Genomic DNA, 16,678 nt, shown 5'->3' with positions numbered 1-16,678 from the left:
CAAATCTTGCCTTCCCTATCGAGATTCGATAGGTTCCTGTCGCCACTCGATGGGAGGATGAGGTCATGGGGAAGCTGATAGTGCGTGGGCTGCGCGCCGTGCTCGTGGTGTTGCTCGCCGGCACCGTCTTCGTGCAGGCGTCGATGGTGTGGGCGTTGTTCACCGACCCGGAGGATGGGTCGCTCCCGCTGACCCCGCTGCGCGTGATCACGATCCTGGGCATGGTGTCGGCCCAGGTGGCCCTGGTCTGCGTATGGCGGCTGGTGGCGATGGTGCGACGCGGAACCGTCTTCTCGCATGCCGCCTTCCGGTACGTGGACGTCCTGATCGGTGCGATCGTGGCGGCTGCGCTCGTCTGGTTCGCGGTCACGGCCGTCAACGCCCCCGGCCAGCGGGACGACCCGGGCGTCACCGTCATCATGTGCGGGATCGGCGTGGCCATCCTGGGGGTCGCGCTCATCGTGCTCGTGCTGCGAATGCTGCTCGCCCAGGCCGTCGCGCGCGACGTCGAGGCGACGCAGCTGCGGGCCGAGCTGGACGACGTGATCTGACGCCGGCCGACGCCGACCTCGACGTGGTGCCGGTCACTCGGAAGGCGGCGGTGGCCGCCGGGTGTGGTCCGTCGAGTCCGCGGCGACGACGCCGACCATCGCGAAACGCTGCCTCGGGGACGGGGTGGCGTATCGGCGGCCGCGCGAGCGCGGCAGTTGGGGAAGCTGGCGGGTGGCGGCGGCCGAGAGTAGCGTCTGAGTTGGCGCCCAAAGCGCCACGTCGGGGTCGGCATCGCCGCACGCCAGCTCTGTCCTCTTCGGCGCCGGATCGAAGGTGGCCACCTCATCCGGCCCTACCATTCGTCCTTCGCCGGACGGGGACTGAGCCGTTCAATGGACATAATCATTGGTCCCGGCGTATTACGGCACGACTACTACGACGTAGCGCCAAGCACACGGTACGTCACCTTGACCGGTGAAGCCGACCTGGCCAACGCCCACCAACTCGAGCGGGAGCTGAACTTCCTGCTGGCTCCAGCGTGGGTGACCAGTCTCATCCTCGATCTCACGGCGTTGCAGTTTCTCGACTGCGCCGCGCTCGCCGCGCTGCTAGCCGTCAGGAAGGCCGCGTTGACACGCGGTCAGCAGGTGAGCATCACCGCGGCTGCCAGCACGCCGGCTCGGGTCCTCGCGATCACCGCGGTCGGCCGACTCTTCAGCTACCCGCCGCGTCCCTGAACTGGCACCCGACCTCACCTCGGTGGTGAGCGCTCACGTCACCTGGCGCGCACGCTCGATCGCCCCCGGAGGTGACGGCGGTCAGCGTTCTGGTGCGTCGAAGGTTCGGGTGCGCCGGGCGAGATCCGAAGGATGCGCAAAGTGGCGAGGTGCCTCGCCGGGACGCCCGGAGCCTTGTCAGCCGACGCTCCAGCGCCGCGATCTTCATCTCGACCGCCTGACGCTTGCGCAGGTTCAGCCCGTTATCACCCGATGCGGGACGCGGTCGCCTCAGCACTTGCCACCGGAAGAGCAAGAAACTACTAGCGCCAACAGGTTTGCTATGGAAACCTATTGGCATGACTGCTGATTCGGTACCTGCGGGCGGCGACCCCCGCCGGCTCCTCGCTGATGCGCGCGCCCTCGCGCGCCGAGTTCGTCTCGCCCAACAGGCGACGTGGTTGCCGCTGCTGGTGTTGGCCCTGGTGACGTTCGGGGCGATCCCGGTGTACCGGTTCGCCCAACCGGTCCTCAGCGATTGCCAGACGACGGCGACCGGCGAGGTGTGCAAGGCCTGGTTCCAGGCCGCGCAGTTCTACTGGTGGGCGGCGCTGCTGCTCGCGTACGTGGTGATCGCCGGCGGCTACCTGCGGATCGCCCGGGCCCGCGGACTGGGCACCCGCGTGCTGCCGTACGTGCTCACCGGTGTCGGGCTCGTCGTGCTCTCCGCCGCCGCCACCGCGGTGTGGAGCATCCTCGACCACCCGTACTACCCCGACGCCCCACCCGCCTCCGTCCAGCTCCTGTTCCGGCTACTCGACCCCACCGGCGTGATCGGCTTGGCCCTGCTCATGCTGGCCTGGCTGGAGCGGCGCGTCGAGCTACTGGTATTCACCCTCGGTTACCTGGCGGTCGTGCTGGCGCCGATCAACTTCGGCTGGGGGGTCGGCTGGGGCCCGAACTGGGCGTTCGCCCCGCAGCTGGCCATCAACGGCGGCCTGCTGCTGCTCGGCAGCGTAGGGTTCGCGCTGGCGCAACGACTGCGACGCCCCCGGTGAACGGCCCCGCCAACACCTCCGAGCCGGACGACGCCGAGTCCCCCCATCCCGCCACCGGCCTCGACGACATGGTGCACCAGCGGGTCCGGCTGGGCATCCTCACCATCGCCCACGAGGCCCGCCGGGTCGAGTTCGGCTACCTGCGCGGCCAGCTGGAGCTGACCGCCGGCAACCTCTCCCAGCACCTGACCGTGCTGGAGACCGCCGGCCTGGTCGAGGTCGAGAAGGGGTACGCCGGGCGGCGCGGCCGTACCTGGATCACGCTCACCGCAGCCGGCAACACCGCGCTCGCCGAAGAGATCGGGCGCCTGAAGCAGCTCATCGCGCGGGTCGACGCCGCCGAGACAGGGGAATCCGGGTGACGCTTCACAGGGGTGACCGTCGGCGAAGGAGGGCCCTGCTCGTCGTGGGGGCGCAGGTGTCGCCGGTTGATGCGCCATCCCGTGACCGTGCCAGACTCGCCTCGTGGAAATAAGCCAGGCGAATGCGGACGACGTCGCAGACTTGGCCCGGCTGCTGTGGTTGGACACCCACTCCGAGGAGCCACCACAGCTGTCCGTCGCCGCATTCGCAGCGGAGCTGGCGCAGTGGTGGGCCACCCACCAGGATTCGCACCTGGCGTTCGTCGCTCGACTCCACCGGCCGGAGGCCGTCGGCATGGCCTGGGTCGCGCTCGTCCCGCGCGTCCCGAGACCCGGCGCGACGAGTCGGCTCTCCGCCGACATTCAGAGCGTCTTCGTCATGCCGGATCAACGAGGCCGGGGAATCGGCTCCGCGCTCGTGGACGCTGCATCGGCGCACGCGACTCGCCTCGGGTCCCTTCGCGTGACGGTCCGTTCCGGTCGCAAGGCAGTGCCGGTGTACGAACGGTTGGGCTTCGAGTCGTCCCGACAGCTTCTACAGCGACCGCCGGACTAGTCGAGGAGCCAGCCGAGCAACGCCTTGACCTGCGGCGTCAACGAGGAAACGGCAACGAGGGCGGCGAGAACCGTGCCGACGATGAGACTTCGGCCGTGCGCGGAGGCCCGCATCCCGGCCGTCAGGAGCCGGGTGCCGGCAACGAGTGACGCCGCTGCGGCGGCCCACGGCGCTACGCCGATCACGACGATCATCACTAGCGCCGTCGGCGCCCAGAGGCCGGGCCAGAGGTCAGCGCTACCGGTGAACTCGTCGCCCTGATGAGGCAGGTAGAGGTGACCGGAGAAGGAGGCGGCCCGACCGAGCGCGACACCGATGGCAATGACGTAGACGGCGGCCAGGGTGAACTGCACGCGCGCCAAGGCCCGGCCGGAACGGCCCGGGAGAGCAGTCGCATCGACTGCGCTGATCGTCATGGAGCGGATATTAGACCCGCTCGGCAGGGCTCGCGTGCCCGCGACCTTCGCGACTGCCGGGCGGCAGGTTCACGCGCCGCCGTCGTGGTCGGCCACGGCCTCGGGCGTGCGTGCGCGCGCTAGTAGCGGGCACCCACGACCTGACCGGCCAACTCGTCGAGGGCTGCCATGTCGTCCGCTGTCAGCTGCACCTGCAGGGCGGCCGCGTTCTGTTCCACCCACGGCACCCGCTTGGTGCCGGGGATCGGCACCACCGGGATGCCCAGCGTCCCGCTTCGCGAGGCGACCCAGGCGATGGCCACCTGACCCGACGTGGCGCCCTTGCCCTCCGCGATCCGCCTGACCCCGTCGGCGATGGCCTGGTTGGCTGTGGCTGCCTCGTCGGTGAATCGGGCGAGGCGGCGGCGCCCGTCAGTCGGAGCGAGTCGAGCAGGGTCGACTGTGCCGGTGAGGAAACCTCGGCCCAGCGGAGAGTAGGCGACGAGACCGACTCCCAGCGCGCGGGCCGCCTCCGCCACGACCGTCTCCGGATCGCGTGTCCAGAGCGAATACTCGCTCTGCACGGCCGCGATCGGGTGGACCGCGTGCGCGGCGCGCAACTGCTCTCCGGTGACTTCGGAGAGGCCGATATGACGGACCTTGCCCTCCTCGACGAGTTCGGTGAGGGCGCCGATCGAGTCCTCGAAGGGTACCTGCGGGTTCACTCGGTGAAGGTAGAACAGATCGATGTAGTCGGTGCCCAGCCTCAGCAGCGAGGCGTCGGCGGCGGCTTTGATCGCGGCGGGTTCGTTCCTGATGACGACCTTGCCGCGGGCGGTGGTGAAGTCCATGCCGAACTTGGTGGCCAGTTGCACCTCGTCGCGTCGGCCGGCAATCGCTCGCCCGACGAGTACCTCGTTGTGACCGATGCCGTAGGCGGCGGCCGTGTCGATCAGCGTGACGCCGAGGTCCAGAGCCCGCCGGATGGTCGCGATGGATTCGTCCCAGTCGGCTGCGCCGTAGACGGAACTCATCCCCATGCAGCCCAGCCCTTCTGCGGAGACGCTGAGGCCGCCGAGCTCTACCCTTTTCATATTGTTCATCCCATTCCGGAGATCCGCACAACCGCATGTGAGGTTGACTGATCCAGAATCGCCCCTCTTTATCTGCTCAAACAGGTCCCCGATTTCCTGGGATAATCAGGGACAGTCACCGAGTGCGGCAGCCGTCCTACTGTTGGGCCATGGAGGAACGGACGAACGCCCTCGGCGAGTTCCTACGTGCGCGACGCGAACGGTTGCGGCCCGAGGACGCCGGCGTCGCAACGACCGGATACCGCCGCACCCCGGGATTGCGTCGCGAGGAGGTCGCGATGCTCGCCGGCATTAGCACCGACTACTACCTGCGCCTGGAGCAAGGACGCGACCGTACCCCATCCGCCCAGGTGCTCGACGCCCTCGCCCGGGTTCTGCAGCTCGACGCGGACGAGACGACATTTCTGTACGCCCTCACCCGGGCCCGCACCAAGCGGGGCCCGCACGCCCGCCTCGAAAAGGTCCCCGAAGGCACGCTCCGCCTGCTCGACGCGCTACCGATGCCCGCGTTCGTCGAGGACCGCTATCTGACGGTGCTCGCCGCGAACCAACTGGCGCAAGCTCTGTCGCCGAACATGCGTGCGGGAATCAACCGACTGGCCGCCGCGTTCCTCGACCCACACGACCGGGAACTGCACGACGACTGGGAGCAGGCCACCGCTGCCGCCGTGGGTCAACTGCGCGCGGTCATGGGCACTGAAGCGGCCGACCCTCGCATGGTGGCGCTCGTGGGTGAGCTCTCCAACAGAAGCGAACGCTTCAGACGGCTCTGGGTCCGGCAGGACATCGTCCGCCGCACCGGCAGCCGGACCCGCCTGCATCATCCTGAGGTCGGTGACCTCGACCTGCACCGGGAGAAGCTGATTGTCGCCGGGACCGACAACCAGGTTCTCGTGATCTACCACGCCGAACCCGGCACAGCCTCGGCGCAGGCGCTCGCCCTGCTCGGCAGCATCGCTGTCAGCGCAGAGCGTGCAGCAGACCCCGCTCCGTCGATGAACCATGGATACCGCAACGAGAACTTGCCCTGAGTGGTTTGCCGTGCACCCGATCCGTGGTGCGGGTTCGGTTGAAGTAGACCCGTAGACACGGGCACTGGTCCGCAGGCGCTTCCGAGTGCGTGAGGACCGGGATTCGGTCAGTTCCGTGCCGGGTTGCCGGCGAGAGCACGTACGAGGTAGGCGTTACGGTCCTCGATGAGTCGACGCAGGTACCGGTGCAGCAGGACCTTGCTGACCAGCCACCCGAGTACGCCGAGCGGGGCGGCGAAGTCGATGACGTCCCGCATGATCGTGGTTCCGTTCGCCGCATCCGACACGAAGACGTGCTCGTGGCGCCAACGGCGGAACGGGCCGGCGACCTGCTCGTCGACGAACCGGTGCGGACGGTCGTAGGCGGTGATTCTGGACGTCATCCGCCAGCGGATGCCGAAGTGTCGGGCGACCCAGGTGACCGAGTCTCCCCGGGACATCCGGCCGGACAGGATGCCGGCCACCGCCTCCTCGCCGGCCGAGGACATCGAAGCGGTGTGTGCGTTCACGTCCAGCGACAGGTCGAAGACCTGTTCCACCGGTGCCCGGACGACGGTGGTGAGGTCGATCAGCGGCACATGGGCAATCTACGGGAACGACCGGTGCGACGCGGCGCGGCTGCGGGTCAAACCCGTACTTGCGGATGTGGAAAGTTATCGCATAAGTTTCCGTGATGGAAAGTATTGACCTGGAGGGGGCGCTCAGAACGGCCGAGCGCAGCGCCGCTGCCCCTTACACCACCTACCCGCCCACACCGTGGTGGTACGCGCCCGCCGTCGGCGCCTGGTCTGCTGCCATGGTCGGCACCTTCACCTGGTGGCGCGAGAGCGCCGGCCTGTTCCTGGGGTCGCTCGCCGCCCTGCTCGCCGTCGAGATCCTCTTCGTCGTCTGGATGCGGCGCCGGCACAGGGCGCTTCCGATGCCGGGCACCGGAACACCACCCACCGAGATCGCCCAGGTCTGGCGCGAGTTCCTGGCCGCGCTGCCCGTGCTCGCTCTGCTCGTCGGGCTCGTCTGGTGGCTGATCGGCGTCCCGGCGGCCGCCGGGACGGCCTTCGTCCTCGTGACAATCGGGCTGAGCGCTTACGAGCGGCGCTACGCCCGGGCCGCCGCCAGAACCCGGTCGCGCCTGCGGTGATCGACGGGCTGGATCCGGTCATCCACGTGCCGAAGCGTCTGGCGGCGATGGCCGTCCTGGCCAACGCGCCCACCGTGACGTTCCGGTTCCTGAAGGACCACCTGCAGATCAGCGACTCCGACCTCTCGCGGCAGATGTCCACCTTGGAGGCCGCCGGCTACGTCAGCTCGACCAAGACCGGCTACGGCCGCGGAGGCAGCACCACCTACCGGATAACCCGCGCCGGACAGACCGCTTACCAGAATCACTGCGCGGCCTTACGGGCGCTGATCGGCGACGCGTAGCGCTACCGGCCCGCCGACCGACGGCCCGGAGACCAGGTACGCCCGGTGGGCGCTTGGCTCGGCACGGGCAGGAGCCCCCGGCCGTCCCCTGACCTGCTTGGTGTTGCGGGCACCGGGAATGGCGGCGGGAAACCCGCGCCGGCGAGGTCACGTCGCGGTGTTCGCGCCGCGCCGTCCGACGGCTCGGGAGCCGACCTGCACGGCGGTGCGGACGGCTTCCGGTAGTGGGATGTCCCGCGAGAGGTCGAGGGCGAGGGATCCGAGGAAGGCATCGCCGGCTCCGGTGGTGTCGACGACCGGCATGGTGGGCGCGGGAACCGCTGCGGACCCGTGCGGGTGGGCGTAGGCGGCGCCGTGCGGGCCGGCGGTGACGACGACCGTGGGTGGCCCGAGGCGCTGCAGAGCCTTGGCCGCTTCGCGCGGCTCACCGCCGACGGTACGCAGGATGACGGCGGCTTCGTGCTGGTTGACCACGAGGACGTCGAGGTGCCGCAGCAGGGTGGGTTCGAGATCGGCGTGGGGTACGAGGTTGCCGATGACGGTCGGTGCGGGCCGCCGCCGCAGGAGCGCCGTCACCGGTTCGGGAGGCAGGTCGAGCTGGACGACGACGACGCGGCTGTCGAGAGTGGTGACGCGCTCGACGTCGGGTGTGGTGAGCTCGGTCGCGGGTGAAAGGGCGAGGGTGATGTAGCTCTCGCCGTCCGGGGTTACCTCGATGACTGCCGCGCCGGTGGTCACGGCCGGGATCAGCGTGAGGTGGCGGGTGTCGACGCCCACATCGGTGAGCGCGGCCCGGATCTGGTGACCCCAGGGGTCCGCGCCGACGTTCGCAACCAGGCGGACGCGTCCGCCGCGCTGGGCGACGGTGATGGCCTGGTTGAGGCTCTTGCCGCCGGGGCTCGCGGTCAGCGGCGAGCCGAAGGCGGCGCGTCCCGGGAGGGCGCGGTGCGACACCCGGACCGTCAGGTCGATGGTGGCCCGGCCGACGAAGGTGACGTCGAAACCGCCGACGGCGTCACGCTCGTCGGTCATCGAGGCGTCCGCCGGTACGCCCTCGACCGGGTGGGTCGGCGCGCCGCGCCGGCCGGCAGCCGCGGCGCGGCGGACGGTCCTGCGGTCCGGTCGCTCATTCGTGGTCGAGGCCGGCGCGACGTCGCACGGTCTCGGTGACCGCGAGCCAGTGCTGCTCGGACTGTCCGTGCGCCATGGCGTCGATGTACGCGTCGCGCAGCACCGCGCCCAGCGGCAGCGGCACTCCGTGCGCCTGCGCGGTGTCGAGGGCGAGGTTCATGTCCTTGTGTCCGAGCGCCAGCTTGAACGCGACCGGCTCGTAGTCGCGGGCGGCGATCTTCCGGCCGTAGGTCGGGTAGACCACGCCGGTGAACAGTTGGTCGCTGATGATGTCGATCAGCAGCGTGGGGTCGAGCTTCGCGGCCTCGGTGACGGTGGTCGCCTCGGCCATCGCTCCGATGGAGCAGGCGATCAGGTAGTTGACCTGGATCTTGAGCAGGTTGGCGTGCGGCGGTTGGTCGCCGATCGTCCACGTGCGACGGCCGATCACGTCGATGAGGGGCTGTACGACGGTGGTCGCTGCGGCGTCGCCGGCCACCAGCACGGTCAGGTTTCCGGCGCGGGCCACCTCGCTGTTGCCGAGCACCGGCGCGGCCACGTAACGCAGGCCCAGCTCCGTGTAGCGCCGATGGGCGCGGGCCGCCAGTTCGGTGCTGATGGTGGCGGTGTTCACGTGCACGGCGCCGGCCGGGGCGACGGCCAGCAGGTCCTCGTCGAGGAGGAGTCGGGTCACCGCGTCGTCGTCGCTGAGCGCGCTCAGCACCACGTCGCAGGCGAAGATCTCGGTCAGGTCGGTGGCGGCGGTGGCGCCGCGGTCGGTCAACTCCCGCACCGGCTCCGGCGATCGGTTCCAGACGTGGACCGGGTGACCGGCGGCGAGCAGGTTGCTCGCCATCGCGCTGCCCATCGCCCCGAGCCCGACGAATCCGATCTTCATTGCTGGTCACGCTCCTGGCTCTCGTGCTGCTCCGGGTGGCTGCGGTAACCCTACGGATCATGCTCCGGTGGTTCCACGATTGGTGACGGACGTCCCCGGGGCCGACGGCTGCGCGACCGCGCTTGACATGAAGTGAGGTTCAGGCTCTAGCGTCGCGATGTGGATCAAGGAGCGGTTCAGGGCCGATGATCCGAAGAGACAACACCGTCAACGGAAGGAACCTCATGCGACTGGCGCGCCTTCTGCGTCCACGCACCGTCGTGAGCGCACACTGTGATCTTCCCTGCGGGGTGTACGACCCGGCTCAGGCTCGGATCGAGGCCGAGTCGATCAAGGCCGTCTGCGAGAAGTACCAGGCCAACGACGACGCGGAGTTCCGCACCCGGGCTCTCATCATCAAGGAGCAGCGGGCCGAGCTGGTCAAGCACCACCTCTGGGTGCTCTGGACCGACTACTTCAAGCCGCCGCACTTCGAGAAGTACCCCGAGCTGCACACGCTGTTCAACGAGGCCACCAAGCTGGCCGGCGCCGGCGGCGCGAAGGGCTCCGCGGACCCGGCCGTCGCGGATCAGCTCCTCGCCAAGATCGAGCAGATCTCGAAGATTTTCTGGGAGACGAAGCAGAGCTGATTTCTCGGCAGCCCCAGGGTTGCCGGCCGGGCAACCCTGGGTGCCCGAAACCGCAGGCTTCCGGCGGAAGTAGGCTCAAACAGTCAGGACCCCACCGACCACGCCCCACCGACGAAGCCCTTCGCACAACCCTCAGGAGTGGCCCATGCAATCTCGTACCGATCTCATCGAAGATCTCATGGGCCGATTCCCGCACGTGCCGCGCGAAGCGGTCATCAAGGAAGACCTGCTCCGCGGTGGCCTGGCCTTCGACGACTCGGCGCTCACCGACAACGAGAACGGCGACGTCAAGCCGAAGTCGTACTTCATCTTCTCGTTCGACCACCGCACGCTGCCCGAACTGGGCGCCGCCGCGCTGCGCCGGCCGCCGGAGGAGATCGTGCTCACCGGCGGACCGTACGACCTTCGCCGCACGGTGGTGTCGGTCCGCACCAACCCCGACTCGCCGTACCGGGTCAAGCCCGACGACGACGGCCGGCTCATGCTCTTCCTGGACGGACGGGCGATCGCCGAGGTGGGCCTGCCTCCGATGCCGGAGTACTACCGGCACACCCTCAGCAACGGCAAGTCGGTGATGGAGGTCGCACCCACGATCCAGTGGGGCTACCTCATCTACCTGACCGCGTTCCGGGTCTGCCAGTACTTCGGCGCCAAGGAGGAGTGCCAGTACTGCGACATCAACCACAACTGGCGCCAGCACAAGCAGGCGGGCCGCCCGTACACCGGCGTCAAGCCCGTCGACGAGGTCCTCGAAGCGCTCGCCATCATCGACAAGTACGACACCGCCCGTACCTCACACGCCTACACGCTCACCGGCGGCAGCATCACCTCGAAGGTCGACGGGCTGGCCGAGGCCGACTTCTACGGCCGCTACGCACAGGCGATCGAGGAGCGGTTCCCCGGCCGGTGGATCGGCAAGGTCGTCGCCCAGGCCCTGCCCCGGGCGGACGTGCAGCGCTTCCACGACTACGGCATCCGGATCTACCACCCGAACTACGAGGTGTGGGACAAGCGGCTCTTCGAGCTCTATTGCCCCGGCAAGGAGCGGTACGTCGGCCGCGAGGAGTGGCACCGGCGCATCCTCGACTCCGCCGAGGTCTTCGGTTCCCGCAACGTCATCCCGAACTTCGTCGCCGGCGTCGAGATGGCCGCCCCGCACGGCTTCACCAGCGTCGACGAGGCGATCGACTCGACGGCCGAGGGCCTGCAGTACTTCATGTCCCGCGGGATCACCCCGCGCTTCACCACCTGGTGCCCGGAGCCGACCACCCCGCTCGGCCGGGCCAACCCGCAGGGCGCGCCGCTCGAATACCACATCCGTCTCCTGGAGGTCTACCGCGCGACCATGGAGGCCAACGGCCTGACCAGCCCGCCCGGGTACGGCCCCGCCGGCCCCGGCCGGGCGGTCTTCTCGGTCAGCTCGTTCATGGACAGCCTGCCCGCTGACTCCGAGGCCGCGACTCACGGCTGAGCGGGCTCGGGCATTCCCGTCCCGAACGCCGCGGTGCCCGACCGGACTGAACCGGCCGGGCACCGCGGCGCGTACCCTCGCCGCTGCGGGCAGCTCCGCGGCCGACGTGGGCAGCTCCCGGCCCGCGCCGGTCAGCCGCCGACGACCTGCCAGAGCAGGAACGTGTTGAGCGCGATGACCAGGGCGGCGATCACCGCCGCGGCGGCGGTGGTGAGCGGGTGGTTGACGAGGTTGCCCATCAGGTCGCGGCGCCGGGTGAACGCCACCACGGGGATCAGCGCGAAGGGGATGCCGAAGCTCAGCACGACCTGGGAGAGCACCAGCGCCTGGGTCGGGTCCAGGCCGATGGCGAGGATGACCACGGCCGGAACGAGGGTGATCAGCCGGCGCAGCAGCAGGGGGATCCGGCGGCGCAGGAAACCCTGCATGATGATCTCGCCGGCGTAGGTGCCGACGCTGGTGGAGGCGAGCCCGGAGACCAGGAGGGCGACCGCGAAGCCGAACGCCGCCGCGGTGCCGACGGTCTGGCCGAGCCCCGCGTGCACCCCCTCCAAGCTGTCGGTGTCGGGGGTGGCGGTGCCGTGGAAGCTGACGGCCGCGATGAGCAGCATCGCGAGGTTCACCGTCCCCGCGGCGGCCAGCGCCAGCAGCACGTCGGTGCGCTGACCGCGGAACAGGGTCTTGCGTTCGGCGTCGTTGGTGGCGGGGATGCGGTTGCCGGTGAGAGCGGAGTGCACGTAGATGACGTGCGGCATCACCGTGGCGCCGAGGATGCCGGCGGCGAGCAGGATGCTGTCGGTGCCCTGCAGGCGGGGGACCAGGCCGGCCACCGTCGAGCCGGGGTCGGAGCCGGCGGCGAGCAGACTGGCGGCGAAGACGAGGACGATGACGCCGAGCAGCACGGCGATGGTGATCTCGAAGGTGCGGAAGCCCCGGGAGCGCAGCGCGAGCACCGCGAAGGCGGCGGCGCCGATGATCAACCCGCCGGGCAGCAGCGGGATGCCGAACAACAGGTACAGCGCGACCGCGCCGCCGATCACTTCGGCGAGGTCGGTGGCCATCGCGACCAGCTCCGCCTGGCCCCACATCAGCCGGTTCACCGGACGAGGAAGCCGCTCCCGGCACAATTCGGGCAGGCTGCGCCCGGTGGCCAAGCCCAGTTTGGCGGTCAGCGTCTGCACCAGCATGGCCATCAGATTCGCCACCACGACCACCCAGACCAGCAGATAGCCGTAGCGGGCGCCGGCGGTGGAGTTGGTCGCGAAGTTGCCCGGGTCGACGTAGGCGACAGCGGCCACGAACGCCGGTCCCAGGAGGATCAACCGGCCCCGGATCCGGCCTCGGGCGCGGGCGATCTGCAGTGGCGACGCGGGCCGCGCGGCTACCTCGTTCGTGACCACCAGACACCTCCCGAGAACGACGGGGAACGAGCGTCGTTCTCCTTCCCGGGGAAGTGACCCGTTGATGCCACCGGGCGGCCCGGGCGGGCCAGGATCACCGACGCGGCGGCTGTCGCCGGAGCCGGCAAGCTCCGGCGACAGCACACCTCGGGTACCCGGCGGCCCGACCGGCCGGCTACGCCGTGATCGCCTTGAGCAGCGCCTCGCCCGCGGCCGCAGCCGACTGCGGGTTCTGCCCCGTGATCAGGTTGCCGTCGACCACGACGTAGGAGCCGAACGCCGGCCCGCCGTCGAACACCGCGCCGGCGGCGCGCAGCCGGGACTCCAGCAACCAGGGAGCGTTCGCCGCCAGCCCGACCTGGTCCTCCTCGGCGTCGGTGAACGAGGTCATCCGACGGCCGCGGAACAGCCAACTGCCGTCCTCGTTCCCGGCGGGCAGGAACGCGGCCAGCCCGTGACAGAGCGCGGCGACGGCCTTGCTCTCGTCGGGCAGCATCGCCTCCAGAATGCGTGCGATGTCGGGATCCACGGCGAGATCCTGCATCGGGCCGTGTCCGCCGGGGACCAGCACGGCGTCGTAGTCGGCCGGATCCACGTCTTCGAGCCGTAGCGGCGACCCGAGCACGTCACGAAGGCCTGCCAGGTAGGTCTTCTCGCTCTCGTCGGTCAGGCTGACCGCGTCGGCGACCGGCACGCGACCGCCCGGGGTTGCGATGGTGACCTGCACGCCGGCCTCGGTGAGAATCCGGTGCGGGGTGATGAACTCCTCGGCCCAGAAGCCGGTGGGACGCTGGCTGCCGTCCTTCTGCGTCCAGAAGCGGGCACCGGACAGAACGATCAGAACAGATGACATGGGATCAACTCCTTACGCCGATTGACGTTGTCACCTTACGAACTTAGAACCTCACGTTGTTATGCTTTCTGGGCATCAGGGTTAGAGCCGTACGCGCTACGATCGTTACATGGAGAACTGCCCGCCCGTGGTCTGCGAGGCGAGCGACCTGCTGCTCGCGTTCGTGAACTCCGGGTCGCTCGACGAGTGGCTCGGCGATTCCGGGGCGACCCCTGCCGGAGCCGCTTCGGATGTCGCCGCCGCCTCCGAGCTGCGCGCCAGCCTGATCGTGCTGCTGCGCGAACACTCCGGCTGCTCGCTGGATCCGACCGAGGTGGAGGCCGCCGAGAGCCACCTACGTCAGGTGGCGGCGCGCTATCCGCTGGTTGCGGTGATCGGGGCGGACACATCTTCGCTCGTGCCGGCACACGACGGCGCGTTCGGCCGCTTCGCCCAGGTGCTCGGCGCGGCCACCGACCTCGCCTACCGCGGGGCCTGGACGCGGGTGAAGGTGTGCAAGAACGACAACTGCCACCGGGGCTTCTTCGACAAGACCCGCAACACGTCCGCCCTCTACTGCAGCCCCACCTGCTCCTCGCAGGCGTCCATGCGCGCCTACCGCAACCGACGGAAGGTGGCCTGACGTGGAGCTGCGCCACCTGCACGCCTTCGTGGCGGTGGCCGAGGAGCGCAGCTTCTCCCGGGCCGCCACCCGCCTGCGCGTCGCCCAGTCCGCGGTCTCCCGTACGGTGCAGGCGCTCGAACGCGAACTCGGCCTTCCACTGTTCGAACGCAGTAGGCACTACGTGGAGCTGACGAAGACCGGACACGCCACTCTGGACAGTGCTCGCGCGGCACTCGCCGCCGCCGAGGCCGTTCGCGACGCCGCGCGTCAACCGTGTCCGGCCGCGTGCCCGCAACCGTCGACAACCCCGCGCTGACGATTGCTCGGAGAGCCGCCGCTCGCCGACGACGGGCAATGCCGCGCTCACACCGAGCCCGTATCCCGCTTGCGAACCCCACCTAGCATGCGGCCATGACGCGGGGCGCGGTCGGCGGGATCGCCGTGGGAGTGCTGCTTCTGCTGGGTTGCTCGGTGGGCGCGAGCGGCGGAGACGAACCGGCCGCCGCGCCGCACGCGAGCGTTGACGCCGGCGCGACGTTGGAGGCCGTGGACCTGCTGCGGTCGGGTACGAAGTTCATCGACGAGACCAGCTTCCGAGTCGACACCGATATCGGGGGAATAGTGATGATCCGGTCGTACGCCGACAACGTCAAGAGGCGCGCCGCCACCAAGCTCTCGGCGTCCGGGCAGGTCATCGAGATCCGGATGATCGAGAACGCGATCTACATGAAGACCAACGCGGATCTCCCTGGCGTCGGCAAGGAATGGATGTCTCTCGACCCCGCCCGCGTGCCGTCGGACTTCGCCCTGAGCTTCGCACCGGGCAAGAACGACCCCGGCGGCTCGGCGCGCCTCATCGACGCGATCGTCACCGCGCGAATCGAGGGCTCCCAGGTCGCCGGGACGCTCGACGTGACCCGAATGCGCCCCGGAAACGGGATCAACTTCCAGCCGAATCCGGGCGAGACGTTTCCCGACACCGTGCGTAGCCAGCCGTTCCGTGCCACGTTGGATGCCGAGGGCCGGCTCGTCAGTTTCGTGATCCCGGAGGCCGACGGCCTGCCGGCCGCGTCCCTGGGCTACGCCGACTTCGGAAAGGCAGTCGAGGTCGTCCGACCGCAAGGAGCGGTCCCCGCGCCAGCCGCCCTGTATCCCCAGCTCGGCCTCGGTGGCTGAGACCGGCCGTGCGGCACGGATTGGCCTCGGTCGGCCAGACCCGTCCCGCACCTCGCCTTGACCGTCCTCGAACATAGATGGTCTAGCGTCGGGTCACATGACGGAGCGGGAAGCGGTCGCGCACCTGTTACGCCGGGCGACCTTCGGACCCACCGCCGAGGAGGTCGACGCCGCGGAGCGGGCCGGCTACCCGGCCACGCTCAACCGGCTGCTCACCCCGAGCGGTACCGACCGGGGCGCGGCGGCCACACCGACACCGACGCTCGGCCCCGACCCGGCCGCCCACCTGGAGAAGGGGGCGAGCCGCGAGCAACGCCAGCAGGCCAACCAGCAGCGACGCGAGCAGGTCACCGCGGTGACCGAGTGGTGGCTCGACCGGATGGTCGCCGCCGAGCACCAGACCGACGAGAAGTTGCTGTTCTTCTGGCACGGCCACTGGGCGACGAGCGTGCAGAAGGTCCGCGCCGCCTCGCTGATGCTGCGCCAGCTCGACACCCTGCGCCGGCTGGGACGGGGCCCGCTGGCCCCGCTGGTGGAGGCGATGGTGCGTGACCCGGCCCTGATCCTCTGGCTGGACGGGCAGAAGAACACCCGCAAGGCGCCGAACGAGAACCTGGCCCGGGAGCTGATGGAGCTGTTCACGCTCGGCATCGGCGGTGGCTACACCGAGGCCGACGTGAAGGAGGGGGCGCGGGCGCTCACCGGCTGGCTCGTCGACCGGCGCACCGCCGTCGCTCGGTTCGAAGAGCGACGCCACGACAAGGCGCCGAAGACGATCCTCGGGAGTCGGGGAGCCTTCGACGCCGGGTCGTACGCGCGGCTGCTCGCCGGCCGCCCGGAGGCCGCCCGGTTCATCGCAAGCCGCCTCTGGTTCCGCTACGCCGGCGTCGACGTGCCGCCCCCGGAAGGCATCACCGGCCCGGACACGGTCACCGTGCTGCGTCGCCTGTTCACCGCCCCGACCTTCCCGCAGACCCGGGACAACCTGGTGAAACAGCCGGTGGAGTGGTTGGTCGGCGCGGCCCGCCAGCTGGGCGTACGACCGTCCGCGCTGCCCGAGCAGGGCCGGCGGCAACTGATGGCCGGACTGAACGCCCTCGACCAGATGCCGCTGCGCCCACCGAGCGTCGGCGGCTGGCCGGCCGGCACCGCCTGGCTGACCACCTCGTCGTTGCAGGCCCGACTGCGCCTCGCCAACCAGCTCGCCGGTGCGGCCGCCCCGGCGGTCCTGGCACGGCTCACCGCCGCGCCGACCGCCGGGCGTCCCGACGCCCTGGCCCGACTGCTCGTGGTCGACAGATGGAGCGCGCGCACCCGGGCCGCGCTGACCCCGCTGGCGGACGACCCACGCCGGCTGCTGGTGACCGGCCTGGTCAGTCCCGAGTACGCGGTGAGTTGAGAAGGAGACATT

The 16,678-nt window shown here is 69.8% G+C and carries 21 protein-coding genes; 14 read left to right on the top strand and 7 right to left on the bottom strand.

From position 1 onward, the window contains the following. Nucleotides 1-65 precede the first annotated feature (65 nt). The 5 genes from D7044_RS13090 (at nt 66) to D7044_RS13065 (ending at nt 3,184) form a co-directional block, all read left to right on the top strand. Nucleotides 66-551, top strand: a complete 486-nt coding sequence (locus tag D7044_RS13090; RefSeq protein ID WP_120675726.1) for a DUF2975 domain-containing protein — start codon at nt 66-68, stop codon at nt 549-551. Nucleotides 552-884: 333 nt separating this feature from the next. Continuing rightward, complete coding sequence (locus D7044_RS13080; protein ID WP_120675731.1) at nt 885-1,229, top strand: STAS domain-containing protein; 345 nt, start codon at nt 885-887, stop codon at nt 1,227-1,229. Between the two features lie 338 nt (nt 1,230-1,567). Next, a complete protein-coding gene (locus D7044_RS13075; protein ID WP_120675733.1) occupies nt 1,568-2,266 on the top strand; it encodes a hypothetical protein in 699 nt (232 codons plus the stop codon). Nucleotides 2,267-2,334: 68 nt separating this feature from the next. Continuing rightward, nucleotides 2,335-2,628, top strand: coding sequence for a transcriptional regulator (locus tag D7044_RS13070; protein WP_120676697.1), 294 nt, complete (start codon nt 2,335-2,337; stop codon nt 2,626-2,628). Between the two features lie 103 nt (nt 2,629-2,731). Further along, entirely contained in the window at nt 2,732-3,184 is a 453-nt protein-coding gene (locus D7044_RS13065; protein ID WP_120675735.1) for a GNAT family N-acetyltransferase, read from the top strand. Here the strand turns inward: D7044_RS13065 and D7044_RS13060 are convergent. Together D7044_RS13060 and D7044_RS13055 are read right to left on the bottom strand one after the other, a co-directional pair. Beyond that, complete coding sequence (locus D7044_RS13060) at nt 3,181-3,600, bottom strand: hypothetical protein (RefSeq protein ID WP_120688994.1); 420 nt, start codon at nt 3,598-3,600, stop codon at nt 3,181-3,183. The two genes, D7044_RS13065 and D7044_RS13060, sit on opposite strands and share 4 nt — an antisense overlap. Before the next feature lie 119 nt (nt 3,601-3,719). Next, the gene (locus D7044_RS13055) at nt 3,720-4,673 is read right to left on the bottom strand and encodes an aldo/keto reductase (protein ID WP_120675739.1); all 954 of its coding nucleotides are present in this window, start codon (nt 4,671-4,673) and stop codon (nt 3,720-3,722) included. A gap of 149 nt (nt 4,674-4,822) precedes the next feature. On the opposite strand from D7044_RS13055, the gene D7044_RS13050 reads away from it, so the two are divergent. Continuing rightward, the gene (locus D7044_RS13050) at nt 4,823-5,704 is read left to right on the top strand and encodes a helix-turn-helix domain-containing protein (RefSeq protein WP_120688993.1); all 882 of its coding nucleotides are present in this window, start codon (nt 4,823-4,825) and stop codon (nt 5,702-5,704) included. A gap of 107 nt (nt 5,705-5,811) precedes the next feature. On the opposite strand, the gene D7044_RS13045 is transcribed toward D7044_RS13050, so the two are convergent. Continuing rightward, nucleotides 5,812-6,282, bottom strand: coding sequence for an SRPBCC family protein (locus D7044_RS13045; RefSeq protein ID WP_120675743.1), 471 nt, complete (start codon nt 6,280-6,282; stop codon nt 5,812-5,814). A 95-nt stretch (nt 6,283-6,377) separates the two neighbouring features. Between D7044_RS13045 and D7044_RS13040 the strand changes: the two genes are divergently transcribed. Together D7044_RS13040 and D7044_RS13035 are read left to right on the top strand one after the other, a co-directional pair. Further along, nucleotides 6,378-6,842, top strand: a complete 465-nt coding sequence (locus tag D7044_RS13040; protein ID WP_120689249.1) for a hypothetical protein — start codon at nt 6,378-6,380, stop codon at nt 6,840-6,842. Next, nucleotides 6,839-7,126: a winged helix-turn-helix domain-containing protein gene (locus tag D7044_RS13035; RefSeq protein WP_120688992.1), complete on the top strand. Its 288-nt coding sequence runs from the start codon at nt 6,839-6,841 to the stop codon at nt 7,124-7,126. Before D7044_RS13040 ends, D7044_RS13035 begins: the two co-directional genes overlap by 4 nt. Before the next feature lie 147 nt (nt 7,127-7,273). Here D7044_RS13035 and D7044_RS13030 read toward each other — a convergent pair whose 3' ends face one another. Both D7044_RS13030 and D7044_RS13025 read right to left on the bottom strand, forming a co-directional pair. Further along, a complete protein-coding gene (locus D7044_RS13030; protein ID WP_120688991.1) occupies nt 7,274-8,158 on the bottom strand; it encodes a ribokinase in 885 nt (294 codons plus the stop codon). A gap of 94 nt (nt 8,159-8,252) precedes the next feature. After that, a complete protein-coding gene (locus D7044_RS13025; protein WP_120688990.1) occupies nt 8,253-9,134 on the bottom strand; it encodes an NAD(P)-dependent oxidoreductase in 882 nt (293 codons plus the stop codon). Between the two features lie 224 nt (nt 9,135-9,358). On the opposite strand from D7044_RS13025, the gene sodN reads away from it, so the two are divergent. Together sodN and D7044_RS13015 are read left to right on the top strand one after the other, a co-directional pair. Further along, nucleotides 9,359-9,763 (top strand): superoxide dismutase, Ni, encoded by a 405-nt coding sequence (gene sodN, locus D7044_RS13020; RefSeq protein ID WP_120675753.1) that lies wholly within the window; start codon nt 9,359-9,361, stop codon nt 9,761-9,763. A gap of 145 nt (nt 9,764-9,908) precedes the next feature. After that, nucleotides 9,909-11,234: a radical SAM protein gene (locus D7044_RS13015; protein WP_120675755.1), complete on the top strand. Its 1,326-nt coding sequence runs from the start codon at nt 9,909-9,911 to the stop codon at nt 11,232-11,234. Between the two features lie 131 nt (nt 11,235-11,365). Here D7044_RS13015 and D7044_RS13010 read toward each other — a convergent pair whose 3' ends face one another. Together D7044_RS13010 and D7044_RS13005 are read right to left on the bottom strand one after the other, a co-directional pair. Then, nucleotides 11,366-12,634, bottom strand: a complete 1,269-nt coding sequence (locus tag D7044_RS13010; RefSeq protein WP_120688989.1) for an Nramp family divalent metal transporter — start codon at nt 12,632-12,634, stop codon at nt 11,366-11,368. A gap of 175 nt (nt 12,635-12,809) precedes the next feature. Continuing rightward, nucleotides 12,810-13,487 carry a type 1 glutamine amidotransferase domain-containing protein gene (locus tag D7044_RS13005; RefSeq protein ID WP_120675759.1) on the bottom strand — a complete coding sequence of 226 codons (678 nt, stop codon included), beginning with the start codon at nt 13,485-13,487 and terminating at the stop codon, nt 12,810-12,812. 109 nt (nt 13,488-13,596) lie between these two features. Here D7044_RS13005 and D7044_RS13000 point away from each other — a divergent pair, with 109 nt between their 5' ends. The 4 genes from D7044_RS13000 (at nt 13,597) to D7044_RS12985 (ending at nt 16,666) form a co-directional block, all read left to right on the top strand. After that, complete coding sequence (locus tag D7044_RS13000; protein ID WP_120688988.1) at nt 13,597-14,109, top strand: CGNR zinc finger domain-containing protein; 513 nt, start codon at nt 13,597-13,599, stop codon at nt 14,107-14,109. A 1-nt stretch (nt 14,110) separates the two neighbouring features. Then, on the top strand, nt 14,111-14,407 hold the full coding sequence (locus tag D7044_RS33275; RefSeq protein WP_120675763.1) for a LysR family transcriptional regulator: 297 nt from the start codon (nt 14,111-14,113) through the stop codon (nt 14,405-14,407). A 95-nt stretch (nt 14,408-14,502) separates the two neighbouring features. Next, nucleotides 14,503-15,267 (top strand): hypothetical protein, encoded by a 765-nt coding sequence (locus D7044_RS12990; RefSeq protein ID WP_120688987.1) that lies wholly within the window; start codon nt 14,503-14,505, stop codon nt 15,265-15,267. 97 nt (nt 15,268-15,364) lie between these two features. Next, nucleotides 15,365-16,666 carry a DUF1800 domain-containing protein gene (locus D7044_RS12985; RefSeq protein ID WP_120688986.1) on the top strand — a complete coding sequence of 434 codons (1,302 nt, stop codon included), beginning with the start codon at nt 15,365-15,367 and terminating at the stop codon, nt 16,664-16,666. The last annotated feature ends 12 nt before the right edge of the window (nt 16,667-16,678 follow it).

It is taken from the genome of Micromonospora musae (assembly GCF_003626635.1).
Lineage (GTDB): Bacteria > Actinomycetota > Actinomycetes > Mycobacteriales > Micromonosporaceae > Micromonospora > Micromonospora musae.
This window is presented reverse-complemented; position numbering and strand designations above follow the sequence as displayed.